Source organism: Exiguobacterium aurantiacum, from assembly GCF_024362205.1.
Lineage (GTDB): Bacteria > Bacillota > Bacilli > Exiguobacteriales > Exiguobacteriaceae > Exiguobacterium > Exiguobacterium aurantiacum_B.
In genome coordinates, this window is sequence record NZ_CP101462.1 from 111,189 (window position 1) to 132,227 (window position 21,039).

The 21,039-nt window shown below is 48.5% G+C and carries 22 protein-coding genes and 1 other annotated feature; all 22 genes read left to right on the plus strand.

Annotation, left to right across the window (positions count from 1 at the left end):
* Positions 1-29: 29 nt before the first annotated feature.
* The 22 genes from rplK (at position 30) to rpmC (ending at position 21,022) form a co-directional block, all read left to right on the plus strand.
* The gene (rplK, locus tag NMQ00_RS00580; RefSeq protein WP_021066593.1) at positions 30-455 is read left to right on the plus strand and encodes a 50S ribosomal protein L11; all 426 of its coding nucleotides are present in this window, start codon (positions 30-32) and stop codon (positions 453-455) included.
* Positions 456-553: 98 nt separating this feature from the next.
* Positions 554-1,240 carry a 50S ribosomal protein L1 gene (gene rplA, locus NMQ00_RS00585; RefSeq protein ID WP_034781720.1) on the plus strand — a complete coding sequence of 229 codons (687 nt, stop codon included), beginning with the start codon at positions 554-556 and terminating at the stop codon, positions 1,238-1,240.
* Between the two features lie 59 nt (positions 1,241-1,299).
* Positions 1,300-1,453 (plus strand) — a sequence feature (ribosomal protein L10 leader region).
* A 45-nt stretch (positions 1,454-1,498) separates the two neighbouring features.
* The gene (rplJ, locus tag NMQ00_RS00590) at positions 1,499-2,005 is read left to right on the plus strand and encodes a 50S ribosomal protein L10 (RefSeq protein ID WP_034781718.1); all 507 of its coding nucleotides are present in this window, start codon (positions 1,499-1,501) and stop codon (positions 2,003-2,005) included.
* Between the two features lie 59 nt (positions 2,006-2,064).
* The gene (gene rplL / locus NMQ00_RS00595; RefSeq protein ID WP_024372175.1) at positions 2,065-2,430 is read left to right on the plus strand and encodes a 50S ribosomal protein L7/L12; all 366 of its coding nucleotides are present in this window, start codon (positions 2,065-2,067) and stop codon (positions 2,428-2,430) included.
* Between the two features lie 86 nt (positions 2,431-2,516).
* On the plus strand, positions 2,517-3,113 hold the full coding sequence (locus NMQ00_RS00600) for a class I SAM-dependent methyltransferase (protein WP_255177506.1): 597 nt from the start codon (positions 2,517-2,519) through the stop codon (positions 3,111-3,113).
* A gap of 193 nt (positions 3,114-3,306) precedes the next feature.
* The gene (rpoB, locus tag NMQ00_RS00605; RefSeq protein WP_029594427.1) at positions 3,307-6,855 is read left to right on the plus strand and encodes a DNA-directed RNA polymerase subunit beta; all 3,549 of its coding nucleotides are present in this window, start codon (positions 3,307-3,309) and stop codon (positions 6,853-6,855) included.
* A 22-nt stretch (positions 6,856-6,877) separates the two neighbouring features.
* Positions 6,878-10,477: a DNA-directed RNA polymerase subunit beta' gene (gene rpoC / locus NMQ00_RS00610; RefSeq protein WP_303826279.1), complete on the plus strand. Its 3,600-nt coding sequence runs from the start codon at positions 6,878-6,880 to the stop codon at positions 10,475-10,477.
* Positions 10,478-10,765: 288 nt separating this feature from the next.
* Positions 10,766-11,188: a 30S ribosomal protein S12 gene (rpsL, locus tag NMQ00_RS00615; protein WP_012727683.1), complete on the plus strand. Its 423-nt coding sequence runs from the start codon at positions 10,766-10,768 to the stop codon at positions 11,186-11,188.
* A 48-nt stretch (positions 11,189-11,236) separates the two neighbouring features.
* Positions 11,237-11,704, plus strand: a complete 468-nt coding sequence (gene rpsG / locus NMQ00_RS00620) for a 30S ribosomal protein S7 (protein ID WP_021066600.1) — start codon at positions 11,237-11,239, stop codon at positions 11,702-11,704.
* Positions 11,705-11,820: 116 nt separating this feature from the next.
* A complete protein-coding gene (gene fusA, locus NMQ00_RS00625; protein ID WP_255177507.1) occupies positions 11,821-13,899 on the plus strand; it encodes an elongation factor G in 2,079 nt (692 codons plus the stop codon).
* A 114-nt stretch (positions 13,900-14,013) separates the two neighbouring features.
* Entirely contained in the window at positions 14,014-15,201 is a 1,188-nt protein-coding gene (tuf, locus tag NMQ00_RS00630; RefSeq protein WP_131437953.1) for an elongation factor Tu, read from the plus strand.
* 110 nt (positions 15,202-15,311) lie between these two features.
* Positions 15,312-15,821 (plus strand): nucleotidyltransferase family protein, encoded by a 510-nt coding sequence (locus NMQ00_RS00635; RefSeq protein ID WP_255177508.1) that lies wholly within the window; start codon positions 15,312-15,314, stop codon positions 15,819-15,821.
* A 378-nt stretch (positions 15,822-16,199) separates the two neighbouring features.
* Complete coding sequence (gene rpsJ, locus NMQ00_RS00640) at positions 16,200-16,508, plus strand: 30S ribosomal protein S10 (protein WP_016508894.1); 309 nt, start codon at positions 16,200-16,202, stop codon at positions 16,506-16,508.
* Between the two features lie 61 nt (positions 16,509-16,569).
* On the plus strand, positions 16,570-17,196 hold the full coding sequence (gene rplC, locus NMQ00_RS00645; protein WP_034781707.1) for a 50S ribosomal protein L3: 627 nt from the start codon (positions 16,570-16,572) through the stop codon (positions 17,194-17,196).
* Positions 17,197-17,224: 28 nt separating this feature from the next.
* On the plus strand, positions 17,225-17,848 hold the full coding sequence (gene rplD, locus NMQ00_RS00650) for a 50S ribosomal protein L4 (RefSeq protein ID WP_255177509.1): 624 nt from the start codon (positions 17,225-17,227) through the stop codon (positions 17,846-17,848).
* The gene (gene rplW, locus NMQ00_RS00655) at positions 17,848-18,129 is read left to right on the plus strand and encodes a 50S ribosomal protein L23 (protein WP_034781704.1); all 282 of its coding nucleotides are present in this window, start codon (positions 17,848-17,850) and stop codon (positions 18,127-18,129) included. The genes rplD and rplW overlap by 1 nt, the downstream gene beginning before the upstream one ends.
* A gap of 34 nt (positions 18,130-18,163) precedes the next feature.
* Positions 18,164-18,994, plus strand: a complete 831-nt coding sequence (gene rplB, locus NMQ00_RS00660) for a 50S ribosomal protein L2 (RefSeq protein ID WP_034781701.1) — start codon at positions 18,164-18,166, stop codon at positions 18,992-18,994.
* A 66-nt stretch (positions 18,995-19,060) separates the two neighbouring features.
* Positions 19,061-19,336 carry a 30S ribosomal protein S19 gene (rpsS, locus tag NMQ00_RS00665; RefSeq protein WP_012727673.1) on the plus strand — a complete coding sequence of 92 codons (276 nt, stop codon included), beginning with the start codon at positions 19,061-19,063 and terminating at the stop codon, positions 19,334-19,336.
* 20 nt (positions 19,337-19,356) lie between these two features.
* Positions 19,357-19,689, plus strand: coding sequence for a 50S ribosomal protein L22 (gene rplV / locus NMQ00_RS00670; RefSeq protein ID WP_034781699.1), 333 nt, complete (start codon positions 19,357-19,359; stop codon positions 19,687-19,689).
* Positions 19,690-19,702: 13 nt separating this feature from the next.
* On the plus strand, positions 19,703-20,362 hold the full coding sequence (rpsC, locus tag NMQ00_RS00675) for a 30S ribosomal protein S3 (RefSeq protein ID WP_034781696.1): 660 nt from the start codon (positions 19,703-19,705) through the stop codon (positions 20,360-20,362).
* A 32-nt stretch (positions 20,363-20,394) separates the two neighbouring features.
* Entirely contained in the window at positions 20,395-20,832 is a 438-nt protein-coding gene (gene rplP, locus NMQ00_RS00680) for a 50S ribosomal protein L16 (protein ID WP_016508922.1), read from the plus strand.
* Positions 20,819-21,022: a 50S ribosomal protein L29 gene (gene rpmC, locus NMQ00_RS00685; protein WP_012727669.1), complete on the plus strand. Its 204-nt coding sequence runs from the start codon at positions 20,819-20,821 to the stop codon at positions 21,020-21,022. Before rplP ends, rpmC begins: the two co-directional genes overlap by 14 nt.
* Positions 21,023-21,039: the final 17 nt, after the last annotated feature.

Below are 21,039 nucleotides of genomic sequence, written 5' to 3' on the forward strand. Positions count from 1 at the left end.
CACATTTTAGACTTAAGGAGGTGTGTCTCGTGGCGAAAAAAGTTACTAAACTCGTTAAACTTCAAATCCCAGCTGGTAAAGCTAACCCAGCACCACCAGTAGGTCCAGCACTTGGTCAAGCAGGTGTTAACATCATGGGATTCTGTAAAGAGTTCAACGCTCGTACACAAGACCAAGCCGGATTGATTATTCCTGTAGTCATTACGGTATACGAAGATCGTTCGTTTACATTCATTACGAAAACTCCACCAGCTGCAGTTCTTTTGAAGAAAGCTGCTGGTATCGAGAGCGGTTCTGGTGAACCAAACCGTAAGAAGGTAGCAACGGTTAAGCGTGATAAAGTTCGCGAAATCGCTGAACTTAAAATGCCTGACCTTAACGCGTCGTCTGTTGAAACAGCGATGCTTATGGTTGAAGGTACTGCGCGTAGTATGGGTATTGTAATCGAAGACTAATTTATTAGTCTCTGGGATTGTCGGTGAATATTATGCTCACCTTCAATCCCTTCATTATGTGGGAGGAAATTCCGCTAACCACAAGGAGGAAAAGAATCATGGGTAAAAAACACCAAGAAGCAGCTAAGCTTGTTGACCGCATGAAGTCATACGAACTCGCTGAGGCCGTTGAACTCGTACAAAAAACAGCTACTGCTAAATTCGATGAAACAATCGAAGTTGCTGTCCGTCTCGGCGTAGATCCGAAGAAAGCGGACCAACAAATCCGCGGTGCCGTTGTACTTCCACACGGTACTGGTAAAACACAAAAAGTTCTCGTCTTCGCAAAAGGCGAAAAAGTTAAAGAAGCTGAAGCGGCTGGCGCTGACTACGTCGGTGATTCTGAGTTCATCACTAAAATCCAACAAGGATGGTTCGACTTCGATGTTATCGTTGCGACACCTGACATGATGGGCGAAGTTGGTAAACTTGGTCGCGTTCTCGGACCTAAAGGCCTCATGCCTAACCCGAAAACAGGCACAGTCACGTTCGACGTTGCGAAAGCAATCGCGGACATCAAAGCTGGTAAAGTAGAATACCGCGTTGACAAAGCCGGTAACATCCACGTACCAGTTGGTAAGAAATCATTTGAAGCAACAAAACTCTCTGAGAACATCGAGACAATCATCGAGACGCTCATGAAAGTGAAGCCTGCTACTGCAAAAGGAACTTACCTTAAAAACATCGCGCTTTCTTCGACAATGGGTCCTGGGATCCGTGTCGCGACTGCCGACTTCATCAAGTAATCTACTTGAAATAAACTGTTGACAACGTGTGATACCGCTGTTAAAGTAATACACGTTCAACCGAATATGTTGGATTACCGTAGACAGAAGGTGGACATCGGTCCGTAAACCCTTCCGAGGTGTCTTTGCTCGAACTTGAGCCTGTTGTCACAGGTTTACTTTCAAACAATTACGCCCTCGTATGTCTTCATACGAGGGATTTCTTTTTGAAGAGCAGCCTCTCGTCCGGTATAAGAATTGACTAGGAGGTGCAAACACATGGCAAGCGAAAAAATCGTATCTCAAAAATCGGCACTCGTCGATGAGATCGCTGAAAAAATGCAAGCGAGCGTCGGAACAATCGTTGTTGACTACCGTGGACTTACAGTTGAAGAAGTGACTACCCTCCGTAAATCACTCCGTGACGCTGGAATCGAGTTCAAAGTATACAAAAATGGTCTTCTTCGCCGCGCGGCAGTTCAGTCGAACTTCGAAGGTCTTGACGAAGTCTTCACAGGTCCTACAGCAATCGCCTTCTCTAACGAAGACGTTGTTGCTCCTGCGAAGATCTTGAACGACTTCTCGAAAGAGCACAAAGCGCTCGAATTGAAAGGCGGAATCATCGAAGGCAAAGTAACTTCACTCGAAGAAGTTAAAGCCCTTGCAGAACTTCCATCACGCGATGGTCTTCTCTCGATGCTTCTCAGCGTACTTCAAGCTCCAATCCGTGGGCTCGCAGTCGCAACAAACGCAATCGCAGAACAAAAAGAAGAGCAAACTGCTTAATTTTTGTCTCGTAGCGTAACCAAAACCAATCTTCACAACATCAAAGGAGGAAAACCATAATGGCTTTCAACAAAGAGCAATTCATCGAAGACCTCAAATCAATGACGGTTCTCGAACTTAACGAACTCGTAAAAACAATCGAAGAAGAATTCGGCGTATCAGCAGCAGCTCCAGTAGCAGTTGCAGGTGCAGGCGCAGCAGCAGCTGAAGAGCAAACTGAATTCGACGTAATCCTCACAAACGCTGGCGCTGGTAAAATCAACGTCATCAAAGCAGTTCGTGAACTTACAGGCCTCGGTCTTAAAGAAGCGAAAGCACTCGTTGACGGAACTCCGGCTCCAGTCAAAGAAGGCGTTTCTAAAGAAGATGCAGACGCAGTCAAAGCTAAGCTTGAAGAAGCTGGCGCAACTGTCGAAGTTAAGTAATCTAACTTTTACTTCTACAACCTATAGAAGCTCGCTATGGCGAGCTTCTTTTATTTCCTTGAAGAGTGGGTTAGGAGGTTCAATGCATGGGAGATCATTACTATACGAACGACCCTAGTTCGAAAAGTGCCCCTGAGACATGGACGTTTGAGTTACGAGGGAAGACATATCGCTTCACCTCGGACCGCGGCGTGTTCTCGAAAGGATCGGTCGATTTTGGGTCACGTCTCTTAATCGAATCATTTGAAGTGCCTGATGTTGAAGGACGCATTTTAGATGTGGGCTGCGGCTACGGTCCGATGGGGATCTCGCTTGCCGACGCCTCTGGGCGTGAAGCACTCCTCGTCGACGTGAACGAGCGAGCGCTTGCCTTGTCACAGCAAAACGCCGCCCAAAACGGGGTGACGATTGAGACGCGACTCAGCCACGCTTATGACGAAGTCGGTGATGAACAGTTCGCCGCGATCGTGACCAATCCGCCGATTCGGGCCGGGAAGCAAGTGGTCCACACGATTTTGCGCGATGCGTATACACACCTTGTCGTAGGTGGAGCGCTCTACGTCGTTATTCAAAAGAAACAAGGAGCGCCTTCTGCCAAGAAGTTGCTTGAAGATGTGTTCGGTCAAGTCGAAACGGTTGCAAAGGAAAAAGGCTATTTCATTTTCCGAGCAATTCGCTCTTGACAAACGGTGAAGTCTTGTTGACTCGCTATAACGTATATGCTAACATTATAAAATGCCATTGGAATGGAATTCGCCTTGAACTGCCGCGTTTGCCGCTTTTTAGACGCGGAAAAGAGACGACATTCAATGACAATGTTCGATTATTACGCCCGAAAAATTCGATAGAGAATTGGGGGTCTGAGAGGTGAATCAGTTGACTGGTCAACTTGTTCAGTACGGTCGTCACCGTCAGAGAAGAAGCTTTGCCCGTATCAGTGAGGTATTAGAGCTTCCGAATTTGATTGAAATTCAAACTGCTTCTTACGAGTGGTTCTTGCGTGAAGGATTGAAAGAGATGTTTACGGACATTTCGCCAATCTCCGACTTCACCGGAAACCTCGTGCTCGAGTTCATCGACTATTCGCTCAGTGAGCCGAAGTATTCGATCGATGAGTCGAAGGAGCGAGACGTAACTTACTCTGCGCCATTGCGCGTAAAAGTGCGTTTGCAAAACAAAGAGACAGGTGAGCTCAAAGAACAAGAAGTGTTCATGGGGGATTTCCCGCTCATGACAGAATCGGGAACGTTTATCATTAACGGTGCAGAACGCGTTATCGTTTCCCAGCTTGTTCGTTCACCAAGCGTTTATTACAACGCGAAACTCGATAAAAACGGTAAGCGTGGCTTCGGAGCGACTGTGATTCCGAACCGTGGTGCATGGCTCGAACTTGAGACAGATGCCAAAGATATCGTTTACGTTCGTATTGACCGTACCCGCAAAATCCCGGTAACGGTGTTGTTGCGTGCCCTCGGTTTCGGTACGGACCAAGAGATTATCGACCTTCTCGGGGATGACGAGTATCTTCGTAACACCCTTGAGAAAGATAATACCGAATCAACAGAAAAAGCGTTAATCGAAATTTACGAGCGTCTCCGCCCTGGTGAACCACCAACGGTTGAGAACGCGAAGTCACTTCTCGTTTCTCGTTTCTTCGACCCAAAACGTTACGACCTTGCAAACGTCGGTCGCTATAAGATGAACAAAAAACTTCATCTTAAAAACCGTCTCTTCGGTCAAAAATTGGCCGAGACGCTCGTTGACCCAGAAACAGGCGAAGTCATCGCCGAAGCTGGAACTGTCCTTGATCGTCGCAACCTTGACCGCGTTCTTCCACACTTGGAGAACGGCCTCGGTTACATGGATGCTGAGCCGACAGGCGGCGTCGCTGAAGGTGAACCGTTCGGTCTTCAATCGATCAAAGTAATCTCACCAGATGACCCAGATGGAGAGCGTATCTTGAACATTATCGGTAACGGCAATATCGACCGCAGCGTGAAACACATCACGCCGGCTGATATCATCGCATCGATCAACTACTTCTTTAACTTGCTACACGAAGTCGGAACAACAGATGACATCGACCACTTAGGAAACCGTCGTCTTCGTTCAGTCGGAGAACTTCTCCAAAATCAATTCCGGATCGGGCTTTCTCGTATGGAACGTGTCGTTAAAGAACGGATGTCGATTCAAGATCAAAACGCGATCACACCACAGGCGTTAATCAACATTCGCCCAGTTATCGCGTCGCTGAAAGAGTTCTTCGGTAGTTCGCAGTTGTCACAGTTCATGGACCAAACAAACCCGCTCGCAGAGCTCACGCACAAGCGTCGTCTCTCTGCACTTGGACCGGGTGGTTTGACACGTGAGCGTGCCGGTTTCGAAGTTCGAGATGTTCACTATTCGCACTACGGTCGGATGTGTCCAATCGAAACGCCAGAGGGACCAAACATCGGTCTCATCAACTCGCTTTCGTCTTATGCGAAAGTAAACGAGTACGGCTTCATTGAAGCTCCGTATCGTCGAGTCGACCCTGAAACAGGTCTCGTCACCAGCGAGATTCAATATATGACGGCGGATGAAGAAGATCTCTATGTCGTCGCCCAGGCGAACATGCCGCTCACAGAAGAAGGCGGATTCGCCAACGAACAAGTCCTTTGCCGTTTCCGCGGACAAAACTTGTCAGTTGAGCCGAACCGAGTCGATTACATGGACGTTTCGCCGAAACAGGTTGTTTCTGCCGCGACGGCATGTATCCCGTTCCTTGAGAACGATGACTCGAACCGTGCCCTCATGGGAGCGAACATGCAACGTCAAGCTGTACCACTTCTTCAGCCAGATTCACCGATCATCGGTACTGGGATGGAGTACGTGTCAGCGAAAGACTCTGGAGCCGCGATCATCGCGAAATTCCCAGGTGTCGTCGAGCGTGTCACAGCACGTGAAATCTTGGTCCGCCGCACGTCTGACGTGAACGGTTCTGAGGTATCAGGTGACCTTGACCGCTATAAACTTCAAAAGTATGTCCGTTCGAACCAAGGGACGTGCTATAACCAGAAGCCGATCATCGCTGCTGGCGACCGTGTCGAAAAAGGAGAAATCCTTGCTGACGGTCCGTCGATGGATATGGGTGAGCTCGCGCTCGGCCGTAACGTCGTCGTCGCCTTCATGACATGGGACGGTTACAACTATGAGGATGCGATCATCATGAGTGAGCGTCTCGTGAAAGATGACGTGTACACATCGATTCATATCGAAGAGTACGAGTCAGAATCACGCGACACGAAACTCGGACCTGAGGAAATCACACGTGATATTCCAAACGTCGGGGATGACGCACTTCGCAACTTGGACGATCGTGGGATCATCCGCATCGGTGCGGAAGTCAAGGATGGCGATATCCTCGTCGGTAAAGTTACGCCTAAAGGTGTGACTGAATTGACGGCGGAAGAGCGTCTCTTGCACGCGATTTTCGGTGAGAAGGCACGTGAAGTCCGTGATACGTCACTCCGTGTACCAAACGGCGGCGACGGCATCATCTTGGACGTCAAAGTGTTCGACCGTGAAAACGGTGACGAACTCTCACCAGGCGTGAACCAAATGGTTCGTGTCTACATCGTTCAAAAACGTAAGATTCACGAAGGGGATAAGATGGCGGGACGTCACGGTAACAAAGGTGTTATCTCGCGGATCCTCCCTGAAGAAGACATGCCATACATGCCGGACGGCACACCGATTGACATCATGCTCAACCCACTAGGTGTACCATCACGGATGAACATCGGTCAGGTACTCGAACTCCACCTTGGAATGGCGGCTAAAAAGCTCGGCATCAAAGTGGCGACACCTGTATTCGATGGTGCGCGTGAGGAAGACGTATGGGCAACGATTGAAGAAGCTGGAATGGACAAAGATGCCAAGACTCGTCTCTATGACGGTCGTACTGGTGAAGCGTTCGATAACCGCGTCTCGGTCGGTGTCATGTACATGATCAAACTCGCGCACATGGTTGATGATAAACTTCACGCACGTTCGACAGGACCATACTCGCTCGTCACGCAACAACCGCTCGGTGGTAAAGCACAGTTCGGTGGACAGCGTTTCGGTGAGATGGAAGTTTGGGCACTTGAAGCGTACGGCGCAGCCTACACGCTCCAAGAGATCCTTACAATCAAGTCGGATGACACGGTTGGCCGTGTGAAAGCATACGAGGCCATCGTGAAAGGTGAGAGCGTTCCGAAAGCGGGCGTTCCTGAGTCGTTCCGCGTCTTGATCAAAGAGCTCCAAGCGCTCGGTATGGAAGTCAAGATGATGTCTGCGGACGATGAAGAAGTTGAAATGAAAGATGAAGATGACGACAACATCCCGAACGCAACATCGGCGTTAGAACAAGTCGTTCAACCGACTGTTACGGAAGAGGAATAAGGCGAAAAGGGAGGTCGGCCCCTTGGTAGATGTTAATCGATTTGAATATATGAAAATCGGCTTGGCTTCACCCGAGAAGATCCGTTCGTGGTCTTACGGGGAAGTCAAAAAGCCGGAAACGATCAACTATCGTACACTCAAACCAGAGAAGGACGGATTGTTCTGTGAACGAATCTTCGGTCCTACGAAAGACTGGGAATGTTACTGTGGGAAATACAAACGGATCCGTTATAAAGGAGTCATTTGTGACCGCTGTGGCGTTGAAGTGACGAAAGCGAAAGTGCGTCGCGAGCGTATGGGCCATATCGAGCTCGCGGCACCAGTTTCGCACATCTGGTACTTCAAAGGGATTCCAAGCCGAATGGGGCTTGTTCTCGATATGTCACCACGTGCACTCGAAGAAGTAATCTACTTCGCGTCGTACGTCGTGACGGAGCCAGGTGACACTCCGCTTGAGAAGAAACAACTTCTCTCGGAAAAAGAATACCGTCTCTACCGTGAAAAATACGGTAGTGACTTCAAAGCAGACATGGGTGCGGAAGCAATCCGGACACTCCTTCAAGACGTACAACTCGAGAAGGAAGTCGGAGAACTCCGCGAAGAATTGAAGACGGTTCAAGGTCAGCGTCGCACACGTGCGATCAAACGCCTTGAAGTGCTCGATGCATTCTTCACGTCGGGGAATGATCCAGATTGGATGATCCTCGAAGTACTTCCTGTCATCCCGCCAGAGCTTCGCCCGATGGTGCAGCTCGACGGGGGACGCTTTGCGACTTCTGACTTGAACGATTTGTATCGTCGAGTCATCAACCGTAACAACCGTCTCAAACGTTTGCTCGACCTCGGCGCGCCGAACATCATCGTGCAAAACGAGAAGCGTATGCTTCAAGAAGCGGTTGACGCCCTCATCGACAACGGTCGTCGTGGTCGTCCGGTCACAGGACCAGGTAACCGTCCGCTTAAATCACTTTCACACATGTTGAAAGGGAAACAAGGTCGTTTCCGTCAAAACCTTCTTGGTAAACGGGTCGACTACTCAGGACGTTCGGTTATCGTCGTTGGTCCAAACTTGAAGATGTTCCAATGTGGTCTCCCGAAAGAGATGGCCCTTGAACTCTTCAAACCGTTCGTGATGAAAGAACTTGTCGGTCGCGGCATCGCGTCGAACATCAAGAACGCCAAACGTAAGATTGAGAAGATGCAACCAGAAATCTGGGGCGTCCTCGAAGAAGTCATTCGTGAGCATCCGGTTCTCTTGAACCGTGCCCCAACGCTTCACCGCCTAGGGATTCAAGCTTTCGAACCGATTCTCGTCGAAGGTCGCGCGATTCGCCTTCACCCGCTCGTATGTACGGCTTATAACGCCGACTTTGATGGTGACCAAATGGCGGTTCACGTACCACTTTCTGCTGAAGCACAAGCGGAAGCTCGTCTTCTCATGCTCGCAGCGCAAAACATCTTGAACCCGAAAGACGGTAAACCAGTTGTTACACCATCGCAGGATATGGTCCTCGGTAACTACTACATCTCGCTTGAACGCGACGATGCCGTCGGACAAGGGAAAATTTTGTCGAACGTGAACGAAGCGCTCATCGCGTATCAAAATGGCTATGTCCACTTGCATACACGTGTCGCTCTTCCAGCACGTACGCTCAACAACCCGACGTTCACAGATGAGCAAAACGAGAAATTGTTGATCACAACGGTCGGTAAAATGATCTTTAACGAGATCTTGCCGAACACGTTCCCATACTTGAACGAGCCGACGATGGAAAACTTACAGGAAGCAACGCCTGACAAGTACTTCATCGACAAAGGTGCCAACGTGGCGGAAGAAATCGCCTCACGTCCACTCATCGAGCCGTTCAAAAAAGGATTCCTTGGAAAAGTCATCGCGGAAGTGTTCCAGAAGTTTGAAACGACTGAAACAAGCCGCATGCTTGACCGGATGAAAGATCTCGGCTTCAAACACTCGACGAAAGCCGGTGTGACGGTCGGAATCGCAGATATCATCGTTCTTCCGGACAAACAAGAAATCCTTGATGAAGCGCAAACTCAAGTCGATCAAATCATGAAGTCATTCCGTCGCGGTCTCATCACTGAAGATGAGCGTTACGAGCGCGTTGTACGCTCTTGGAACGAAGCGAAGGATGAGATTCAATCACGATTGATGAAATCCCTCAATCGCTTGAACCCAATCTTCATGATGTCTGACTCAGGTGCCCGTGGTAACGCGTCCAACTTCACGCAGCTCGCAGGGATGCGTGGTTTGATGGCCGCTCCATCTGGCCGCATCATCGAACTTCCGATCAAATCTTCATTCCGTGAAGGTCTGACGGTACAAGAATACTTCATCTCGACACACGGTGCGCGTAAAGGTCTCGCCGATACAGCCCTTAAGACGGCTGACTCAGGTTACTTGACACGTCGTCTCGTTGACGTAGCCCAAGATGTCATCATCCGTGAAGAAGACTGTGGAACGGACCGCGGAATCCGCGTCGCCGCCCTCCGCGAAGGCACGGAAGAAATCGAAAACTTGTATGACCGCCTCGTCGGCCGTACAGCTTTCGAGACAGTGGCACATCCGGAAACGGGTGAAGTCATGGTCGAGAAGAACCAATTGATCACCGAAGATCTCGCTCGCGACATCGTCGATGCTGGAATCGAACGAGTTGAAATCCGGACAGCCTTTACATGTAACACGTCACACGGCGTATGTAAGAAATGTTACGGCCGCAACTTGGCGACTGGCTCGAACGTTGAAGTCGGCGAAGCTGTCGGTATCATCGCCGCCCAATCGATCGGTGAGCCAGGAACGCAGCTTACAATGCGTACCTTCCACACAGGTGGGGTAGCCGGAGATGATATCACGCAAGGTCTTCCGCGTATCCAAGAGGTATTCGAGGCTCGTAACCCGAAAGGGCAAGCGGTCATCTCGGAAATCCCTGGTACGGTCATCGACTTTACAGAATCGCGTGACAAACGTGAACTCACAGTCGAAGGACTCAGTGAGACACGCACGTACACGATCCCGTTCGGAGCACGTCTTCGTGTTCAAATCGGAGATACGGTAGAAGCCGGAGAAGTCTTCACGGAAGGTTCGATCGATCCGAAAGAATTGCTCGCCGTCCGTGGTGTATCTGGTGTTCAAAACTATCTTCTCCAAGAAGTACAAAAAGTTTACCGGATGCAAGGGGTAGAGATCGGCGACAAACACGTCGAAGTTATGGTTCGCCAAATGCTTCGCCGCGTTAAAGTCATCGAGTCTGGTGACACGCCGCTCCTCCCTGGTTCGCTCGTCGACATCAGCGTCTTCAAGGAAGCATGTAAAGATGCGCTCCGTGAAGGCAAGAGCCCGGCAACAGCGAAACCGGTCCTTCTCGGAATCACGAAAGCGTCGCTTGAGACAGATTCGTTCCTCTCGGCTGCTTCGTTCCAAGAAACAACTCGTGTATTGACAGATGCTGCCATCAAAGGCAAGCGCGACTATCTCCTCGGACTCAAAGAGAACGTCATCATCGGGAAACTCGTTCCAGCTGGTACTGGGATGCCGGTTTACCGTGATGTCGAGCTCAAAGAAGAAGAGACGAAAGCCGTCCTCGAAGACACGACAGTCGAATAAAAACGTCTTGACAGCATAGGTTGGCGGTGCTACTATGATTTAGTGCCGCCAATCGGTTGTTGTCGATGACAACGGTGTCCAGCAGTCGGCAAGCTACTCGGACGTCACCCGATCTTTCTTCGGAAAGGTTTGGCTGCTATTATTGCCACTTTCAAGGTATAACTCACGTTTTTGCGAGGTCATGGAATGCCTACGCCTCGTAAAAGCGTTTCGTTATGACCTTAAATGAACCACCCGGGTCGGTGGGTCTAGAAAATAGCATAATTCAGGAAGGGAGGATCTTCAAAGATGCCTACTATCAACCAGTTAGTCCGTAAAGGACGTAAATCGAAAGTCGTTAAATCTGACTCTCCAGCACTTAACAAAGGTTACAACAGTTTCATCAAGTCACAAACTAACGTGAGCTCACCACAGAAACGTGGTGTTTGTACACGTGTTGGTACAATGACTCCGAAGAAACCGAACTCGGCATTACGTAAGTATGCTCGTGTTCGTTTGACTAACCAAATCGAAGTGACTGCGTACATTCCAGGTATTGGCCACAACCTTCAAGAGCACAGCGTTGTTCTTATCCGTGGAGGACGTGTAAAAGACTTACCAGGGGTACGTTACCACATCGTTCGTGGTGCGCTTGACACTGCAGGTGTTGACGGACGTATGCAAGGCCGTTCTAAATACGGTACGAAACGTCCGAAAGCTGCGAAGAAGTAATTCTCGCAAAACTAAAAACTACTGAAATTTTGAAAGGAGGGTACTCGGATGCGTAAAAACCGTGCAGAACGTCGTGACGTTATCGCAGATCCGATCTACAACTCGAAATTGGTAACTCGCCTCATTAACCGTGTCATGTTAGACGGTAAAAAAGGTACAGCTCAAACTATCATTTACAACGCATTTGGCCTCATCGCTGAACGCTCAGGCAAAGAGCCTATGGAAGTGTTCGAAGAAGCAATGAACAACATCATGCCTGTACTTGAAGTTAAAGCTCGCCGTGTTGGTGGAGCAAACTACCAAGTTCCTGTTGAAGTTCGTCCAGAGCGCCGTACGACACTTGGTCTTCGTTACCTCGTGAACTACGCTCGTCTCCGCAACGAGAAAACGATGGAGCAACGTATCGCGAACGAAATCATGGATGCAGCCAATAACACTGGTGCGTCTGTTAAGAAACGCGAAGACATGCATAAGATGGCAGAAGCGAACAAAGCGTTTGCTCACTATCGTTGGTAAGTTAAACGTAAAGACCACTCCAAGTCACCAAGCGGTGGCTTAATGGAGTGGCTTTCGGGTATAATCATATCGTGTGCCAGCACACGAAAAACACATGCGGAAGGAGAATACCCAGTATGGCAAGAGAATTCTCCCTAAAGAATACTCGTAACATCGGGATCATGGCTCACATCGATGCCGGTAAAACGACAACAACTGAACGTATTCTTTATTACACAGGTCGTATCCACAAGATTGGTGAAACTCATGAAGGAGCTTCACAAATGGACTGGATGGAGCAGGAGCAAGAGCGTGGAATCACGATCACTTCTGCTGCGACAACTGCACAGTGGAATGGCCACCGTGTAAACATCATCGATACACCTGGACACGTAGACTTCACTGTTGAAGTTGAACGTTCACTCCGTGTACTTGATGGCGCAGTTGCAGTACTTGACGCTCAGTCAGGTGTTGAACCACAAACAGAAACTGTATGGCGTCAAGCGACGACTTACGGTGTTCCACGTGTCGTATTCGTCAACAAGATGGATAAGATCGGTGCGGACTTCTTGTACTCGGTGAAAACACTTCACGAGCGCTTGCATGCAAATGCACACCCAATCCAACTTCCAATCGGTGCGGAAGACGAATTCAAAGGAATCGTCGACCTCGTCGAAATGAAGACGTACATGTACTCGAACGACCTCGGTACTGACATCGAAGTAACGGATGGCTTCCCAGCTGACATGGCTGACGAAGCTGAAGAACTTCGCGGTCAATTGATCGAAGCGGTCGCAGACTACAACGAAGAGTTGATGATGAAATACCTCGAAGGCGAAGAGATCTCAATCGACGAACTCAAAGCTGGTATTCGTAAAGCAACACTCAGCGTAGAATTCTACCCTGTACTCGTTGGTTCGGCCTTCAAAAACAAAGGTGTTCAATTGATGTTGAACGCTGTTGTTGATTACCTCCCGTCACCAGTTGACGTTGAGTCAATCAAAGGGATCAACCTCGACACAGAAGAAGAAATCACGCGTGAGCCTTCGGATGATGCGCCGTTCTCGGCACTTGCGTTCAAAGTCATGACGGATCCTTACGTCGGTAAATTGACGTTCTTCCGTGTGTACTCTGGTACAGCACAAGCTGGTTCGTATGTGAAGAACTCGACTAAAGGTAAGCGTGAGCGCCTCGGTCGTATCCTTCAAATGCACGCGAACAGCCGTGAAGAGATTCCAATGGTATATGCTGGTGACATCGCCGCAGCTGTTGGTCTCAAAGATACTACGACTGGTGATACGCTTTGCTCAGAGAAAGACAACGTCGTTCTCGAGTCAATGACATTCCCAGAACCAGTTATCTCGGTCGCAATCGAGCCTAAATCGAAAGCCGACCAAGACAAAATGGGTCAAGCCCTCGCGAAACTCGCAGAAGAGGATCCAACTTTCCGCACTGAAACAAACCAAGAGACTGGTCAAACGATCATCTCTGGTATGGGTGAGCTTCACCTTGATATCCTCGTTGACCGTATGCGTCGCGAATTCAAAGTAGAAGCAAACGTCGGTGCACCACAAGTTGCTTACCGTGAGACAATCCGTGGCGCTGCGAAGATCGATTCGAAATTCGTACGTCAATCAGGTGGACGCGGTCAGTACGGTCACGTTGTCGTTGAATTCGAGCCGAACGAAGAAGGCGCTGGATTCGCATTCGAGAACAAGATCGTCGGTGGTGTTGTACCACGTGAATACGTCCCAGCTGTTCAAAACGGGATTGAAGAAGCTCTCGAAAACGGTATCCTCGCTGGTTACCCAGTAGTTGACGTTAAAGCTGCCCTCGTCTTCGGATCTTACCACGATGTCGACTCGAACGAGATGGCGTTTAAAGTTGCTGCTTCGATGGCGGTTAAACAACTTAAGGAGCAAGCGAAAGCTGTTATCCTTGAGCCAATGATGCGTGTTGAAGTTGTCATCCCAGAAGAATACTTGGGAGACATCATGGGTGACGTCACGTCACGCCGTGGACGCGTAGAAGGTATGGAAGCACGCGGTAACGCACAAGTCGTTAAAGCAATGGTTCCACTTTCAGAAATGTTCGGTTATGCGACATCGCTTCGTTCACGTACGCAAGGACGTGGAACGTACTCGATGCACTTCGATCACTATGAAGAAGTGCCGAAGTCAATCGCAGAAGAAATCATCAAAAAAGCGAACGGCTAATAACGGTTGTAACGCTGAATTGATTGTTGTAAGCTAAGGAGGACGTATGTTAAAAGTAGCCTACGTCTTCCTAGTTAAATAAAAATTAATTGTCTAATAGAGGAGGAATCTAGAATGGGTAAAGAAAAATTCGACCGTTCTAAACCGCACGTTAACGTTGGTACAATTGGCCACGTCGACCACGGTAAAACAACTTTGACTGCAGCGATCTCAGCTGTACTTTCAAAAGCACAAGGGAAAACAGCTACAAAGTTTGACGCAATCGATGGTGCTCCTGAAGAGCGTGAGCGCGGTATCACAATCGCAACAGCTCACATCGAGTACGAAACAGAAAAACGCCACTATGCACACGTTGACTGCCCAGGTCACGCTGACTATGTTAAAAACATGATCACTGGTGCTGCACAAATGGACGGCGCGATCCTCGTTGTTTCTGCAACTGATGGCCCAATGCCACAAACACGTGAGCACATCCTTCTTTCACGTCAAGTAGGTGTTCCTTTCATCGTCGTATTCATGAACAAAGTTGACATGGTTGACGACGAAGAACTCCTCGAGCTCGTTGAAATGGAAATCCGTGAACTTCTTTCTGAGTATGACTTCCCAGGCGACGACCTTCCTGTAATCAAAGGTTCTGCACTTGGCGCGCTTAACGGCGAAGCTCAGTGGGAAGAAAAAATCATGGAACTCATGAACGCAGTTGATGAGTACATCCCTGAGCCAGTTCGTGACACGGACAAAGAATTCATGATGCCAGTTGAGGACGTATTCTCAATCACTGGTCGCGGTACTGTAGCGACTGGTCGTGTTGAGCGTGGTGTTCTCCGCGTCAACGACGAAGTTGAAATCGTTGGTCTTACAGAAGAAACTAAGAAAACTGTATGTACTGGTGTAGAGATGTTCCGTAAGCTTCTCGACTACGCTGAAGCTGGCGACAACATCGGTGCTCTTCTCCGTGGTGTATCACGTGAAGACATCGAGCGTGGACAAGTACTTGCTAAGCCAGGTTCAATCACGCCGCACTCGAAGTTCAAAGCTTCGATCTACGTTCTTTCTAAAGAAGAGGGTGGCCGTCACACGCCATTCTTCGCGAACTACCGTCCGCAGTTCTACTTCCGTACAACTGACGTAACAGGTATCGTTCACCTTCCAGAAGGTACTGAAATGGTAATGCCAGGAGACAACATCGAGTTGACGATCGAATTGATTTCTACAATCGCGATCGAAGACGGAACACGTTTCTCAATCCGTGAGGGTGGCCGTACAGTAGGCGCTGGTTCAGTAACTGAAATCATCGAGTAATCGATTGATACACTGACCTTTCAAGCAGTCCGCATTTTGCGGGCTGCTTTTTTGTTTTGTGGCGAGACGTGGTAAGATGAGACATATGTCGAATGAAAGGGGAGACGATGATGGAGAAGCAAGTCGAGACGTTATGTCGCTTGAACGGAATCGCGTGTCGGTTCGGTGGATCGACGTTATTAAAGCATCATGGATTAATCGGAACGGCGAACGACTTGGATGTGTTTGTCGAACCGGATCAATTCGAGCGATTGGATCAAGTATTGAGCCGTGCTGGGAAGAAAGTCGAGTCGGCGCCACATCCAGATTACGTGACGACCTACTTTGGGGAATATGAGTTCGAAGGCGGAGATATTGATGTGATGGCCAGTTTTCGGATGAAGTGTACCGATGGGATCTATACACATCCTTATATTGAACCGACCGGCAGTTGGATGCATCTCGAAGAGTGGATTGTACTGTACACGGTGATGAACCGACCGGATAAACTTGAGCGTCTGACACATCACTTTGAGACAAATATGCTTGACGAGACAATTGTCCAAACTTGCTTGAAACGAGCCCCAGCCTCGGTCATCGAATCTGTCACGGAGCGCTTTGGAGAACGTATGAAACGCTAGGTAGAGTTGGCATGGCGGTTCTTGAAACAAATAGTTCAACAAAAGAAGGAAAATAGCTTGCAAAAGGGTTCAAATCTTGTTACATTAGTGAACGTTGAACAACGCACCAGACATCCGGCACGATTTAAAAATCAAATCTTGCATTTCATATGTAGATTCGATATAATGATTAAGTGTTTGTGCGAGTGGTGAGAGACTTTACAGCAGAAATCGGGTCCAATCGTTGATTTGCAATGATCGGATACCTCTGCTGACACAAGCACGCTGCGATGAAGCGGGAGGTTATGACACGCCAGGCAGCTTTGCCATGGCCGGTGTGGAAATTTCCGCGGAGAACTGTCTATTTTTAAAAATAGGCGACAAAGGAGGGAAACTTACATGGCAAATGAAAAAATCCGTATTCGTTTAAAAGCATACGACCATCGCGTTCTCGATCAATCAGCTGAGAAAATCGTTGAAACTGCGAAACGTTCAGGTGCGAAGGTCTCGGGTCCAATCCCGCTTCCAACTGACAAATCGATCTACACGATCCTTCGTGCGGTTCACAAGTATAAAGATGCTCGTGAGCAGTTCGAGATGCGTACACACAAACGCTTGATCGACATCGTTAACCCAACACCAAAAACGGTTGATGCGCTTATGCGCCTCGAATTACCATCAGGTGTTGACATCGAAATCAAACTTTAATTCTTCATATAGTAGATACTAGCCAGAAGAGACAATAATTATTAAACAGGAGGTGTATCTCATGGCTAAAGGAATCTTAGGAACAAAACTTGGTATGACTCAAATCTTCAACGAAGCAGGCGAAGTCGTACCAGTAACAGTAGTTGCTGTCGAAGGAAACGTCGTGCTTCAACTTAAAACAGTTGAAACTGACGGTTACGAAGCAGTTCAACTCGGTTTCGGAGACATCAAAGAATCACGTCAAAACAAACCGGCAAAAGGTCACGCTGCGAAAGCAAACGCGACACCTAAGCGCTTCATGAAAGAGATTCGTACTTCAGTAGAAGGATACGAAATCGGTCAAGAGATCAAGGCGGACATTTTCGCTGCAGGTGAATTAGTAGACGTAACAGGTACATCGAAAGGTAAAGGATTCCAAGGTGCGATCAAGCGTCACGGACAATCACGTGGACCAATGGCTCACGGTTCGCGCTACCACCGTCGTCCTGGTTCGATGGGTCCTGTAGCTCCTAACCGCGTATTTAAAGGGAAGCTTCTTCCTGGTCAAATGGGCGGCGAGCGTAAAACGATTCAAAACCTTGAAGTTGTCAAAGTTGACGCGGAACGCGGCCTTGTACTCGTTAAAGGCGCAATCCCAGGCGCTCGCAAGTCGAACGTCATCATCAAAACAGCGGTAAAAGGTAACTAATTAACTGCACGGAAAGGAGGAATTACGAATGCCTAAAGTAGCTTTGCTTAACCAAACAGGTTCACAAGTTGGCGAAATCGAATTGGCAGAAGCCATCTTCGGTATCGAGCCAAACGACTCAGTACTTTATGACGCGATCGTCATGCAACAAGCATCACGCCGTCAAGGTACTCACGATACGAAAGGTCGCTCGGAAGTACGCGGTGGCGGCCGTAAACCATGGAAACAAAAGGGAACTGGTCGTGCGCGCCAAGGTTCTATCCGCTCACCACAATGGGTTGGTGGTGGTACAGTCTTCGGTCCAACACCACGTTCATACTCTTACAAGCTTCCTAAAAAAGTTCGTCGTTTAGCACTTCTCTCGGCTCTTTCGTCGAAAGTGAAAAACAACGAAATGATCGTCCTCGAAGGCCTTGCTTTCGATGCACCAAAAACAAAAGACATGGCTGCTGTTTTGAACAGCTTGTCAGTAGCACGTAAGGCTCTTGTAGTCACAGCGGACTACAATGAGACTATCGCTCTCGCAGCTCGTAACATCCCAGGAGTGACTGTGATCGAGGCAGCAGGCGTTAACGTTCTTGACCTCGTTGCTAACGACAAAGTCATCTTCACTAAAGATGCGGTTGCGAAGGTAGAGGAGGTGCTTGCATAATGGCTCAAGCATACGATATCATCAAACGTCCTATCATCACTGAGCGTTCTGTTAGCCTCATGGAAGCTAACAAATACGTTTTCGAGATCGACGTTAAAGCGACTAAATCGCAAGTGAAGTACGCTATCGAAACAATCTTCAATGTGAAAGTTGCTTCGGTAAACACAATGAACATGAAACCGAAAGCGAAACGTGTCGGTCGTCACTCTGGTTACACAGCTCGTCGTAAAAAAGCGATCGTAACCCTTGCTGAAGGCAACACAATCGACTTCCTCGGTTAATTTACTACCTTAGAAGAAAAGGAGGGAATCCTCGATGGCAATTAAAAAGTTTAAGCCGACCACTAACGGTCGCCGTAACATGACATCTCTCGACTTTGCAGAGATCACAACGAACCGTCCTGAAAAATCGTTAACTGAAAAGCTTTCGAAAAAAGGCGGTCGTAACAACCAAGGTCGTTTGACTGTGCGTCACCAAGGTGGCGGGCACAAACGCAAATACCGTATCATCGATTTCAAACGTAACAAAGATGGCATCGTCGGACGCGTTGCTACGATCGAATACGATCCAAACCGTTCAGCGAACATCGCCCTCATCAACTATGCAGATGGTGAGAAACGTTACATCCTCGCTCCTAAGGGCATCAAAGTAGGCATGGAAATCATGTCTGGTCCTGAAGCGGATATCAAAGTGGGGAACGCTCTTCCACTCGTGAACATCCCTGTCGGTACTACTATCCACAACATCGAGCTTAAGCCTGGTAAGGGCGGTCAGCTTGTTCGTGCGGCTGGTGCATCGGCACAAATCCAAGGACGTGACGGCAAGTACGTCATCGTTCGTCTTCAGTCAGGTGAATCACGCTTGTTCCTCGGCACTTGCCGCGCGACAGTCGGTTCAGTTGGTAACGAAGAACACGAACTCGTAAACATCGGTAAAGCAGGACGTTCACGTTGGTTAGGCAAACGCCCAACAGTACGTGGTTCTGTAATGAACCCGGTTGATCACCCACACGGTGGTGGTGAAGGTCGTGCGCCAATCGGTCGTTCGGGCCCACTTACTCCTTGGGGTAAACCAGCTCTTGGTCTTAAAACACGTAAGAAAAACAAATCGAGCGACATGTACATCCTTCGTCGCCGTAAGAAATAATTACTACATGATTCTCGGGCGGTTCGAAAGAGCCGTTCCCGAATCATTCCAAAGGGAGGTTCTATCATGGGTCGCAGCTTGAAAAAAGGTCCATTCGCAGATCACCATTTGCTCGCTAAAGTTGACAAACTCAACGAATCTGGTGAGAAGCAAGTCATCAAAACTTGGTCACGTCGCTCGACAATCTTCCCAGAATTCATGGGTCACACGTTCGGTGTACACGATGGTCGTAAACACGTACCAGTATTCGTGACAGAAGACATGGTCGGTCACAAACTTGGTGAATTCGCTCCAACACGCACGTACAAAGGTCACGGATCAGACAAGAAAACGAAACGGTAATTTGAGGGGAGGTCAAATCCATGCAAGCTAAAGCATCAGCTAATATGGTCCGTCTTGCTCCTCGCAAAGCACGTCTCGTTGTAGACTTAATTCGCGGGAAACAAGTCGGCGAAGCGCTCTCTGTCCTTGCTCACACGAACAAGGCAGCGTCGCCAATCGTTGAAAAAGTATTGAAGTCAGCGATTGCAAACGCAGAGCACAACTACGATATGAATATTGAGAACCTTGTGGTGTCGGAAATCTACGTCAACGAAGGTCCAACACTCAAACGCTTCCGCCCACGTGCGATGGGTCGCGCAAGCCGTATTAACAAACGCACAAGCCACATCCACATCGTGGTAACTGAGAAATAAGGAGGGATATGTAGTGGGTCAAAAGGTAAATCCGCACGGTCTTCGCGTTGGTATTATCAAAGACTGGGATTCGCGTTGGTACGCTGAGAAAGACTACGCAGATCTCCTTCATGAAGACTTCGTTATTCGTGAATACATCGAAAACAAAATGAAGGATGCTAGTATTTCTAAAGTAGAAATCGAACGCGCTGCAAATCGCGTGAACATTTCGCTTCACACTGCGAAACCAGGTATGGTTATCGGTAAGGGTGGTTCGGAAATCGAGTCACTCCGCAAAAACATCATCAAGCTTGCTGAAGGCAAACGTGTTCACATCAACGTTGTTGAAGTGAAAAACGCGGACGCTGTCGCTAAACTTGTTGCTGAAAACATCGCTCGTCAATTGGAAGGCCGTGTGTCATTCCGTCGTGCAATGAAACAATCAATCCAACGTTCGATGCGCACAGGCATCAAAGGGATCAAAACAGAAGTTTCTGGTCGTCTTGGTGGCGCTGATATCGCTCGTTCAGAGAAGTACTCGGAAGGAACAGTTCCACTTCACACACTCCGTGCCGATATCGATTACGGAACAGCTGAAGCTGACACAACTTATGGTAAAATCGGAATCAAAGTCTGGTTGTACCATGGTGAAGTTCTTCCAACAAAAAACAACACAGCTAAAAACGCTGAATAATAAACACTCTTTCAGGAAGGAGGCAACACACTATGTTGTTACCTAAACGCGTGAAATATCGTCGTGTACACCGTGGTAAAATGCGCGGGAATGCAAAACGCGGCACAACAGTACATTTCGGTGAATTCGGTCTCCAATCGCTCGAAGCGAGCTGGATTACAAACCGTCAAATCGAATCAGCACGTATCGCAATGACACGTTATATGAAACGTGGTGGTAAAGTGTGGATCAAGATCTTCCCACACAAACCATACACGAAAAAGCCTCTCGAAGTCCGAATGGGTTCGGGTAAAGGTGCTCCAGAAGGCTGGGTAGCTGTAGTTAAGCCTGGCAAAGTTATGTTTGAAATCGCGGGTGTATCTGAGGAAGTCGCACGTGAGGCACTTCGTCTTGCAGCGCACAAACTTCCAGTTAAATGTAAGTTCGTGAAACGTGAAGAAAATGGTGGTGATACGAATGAAAGCAACTGATCTCCGTCAATCAACAACTGAAGAGCTCAACGGTAAAGTAGGCGAGTGGAAAGAAGAACTCTTTAACCTTCGTTTCCAATTAGCTACAGGTCAGCTTGAGAATCCTGCTCGTATCCGTGAAGTACGCAAGTCGATTGCGCGTGCTAAAACGATTCTTCGTGAACGCGAACTCGGCATCAACAACGGCTAATCTAATCGGATTCTTTA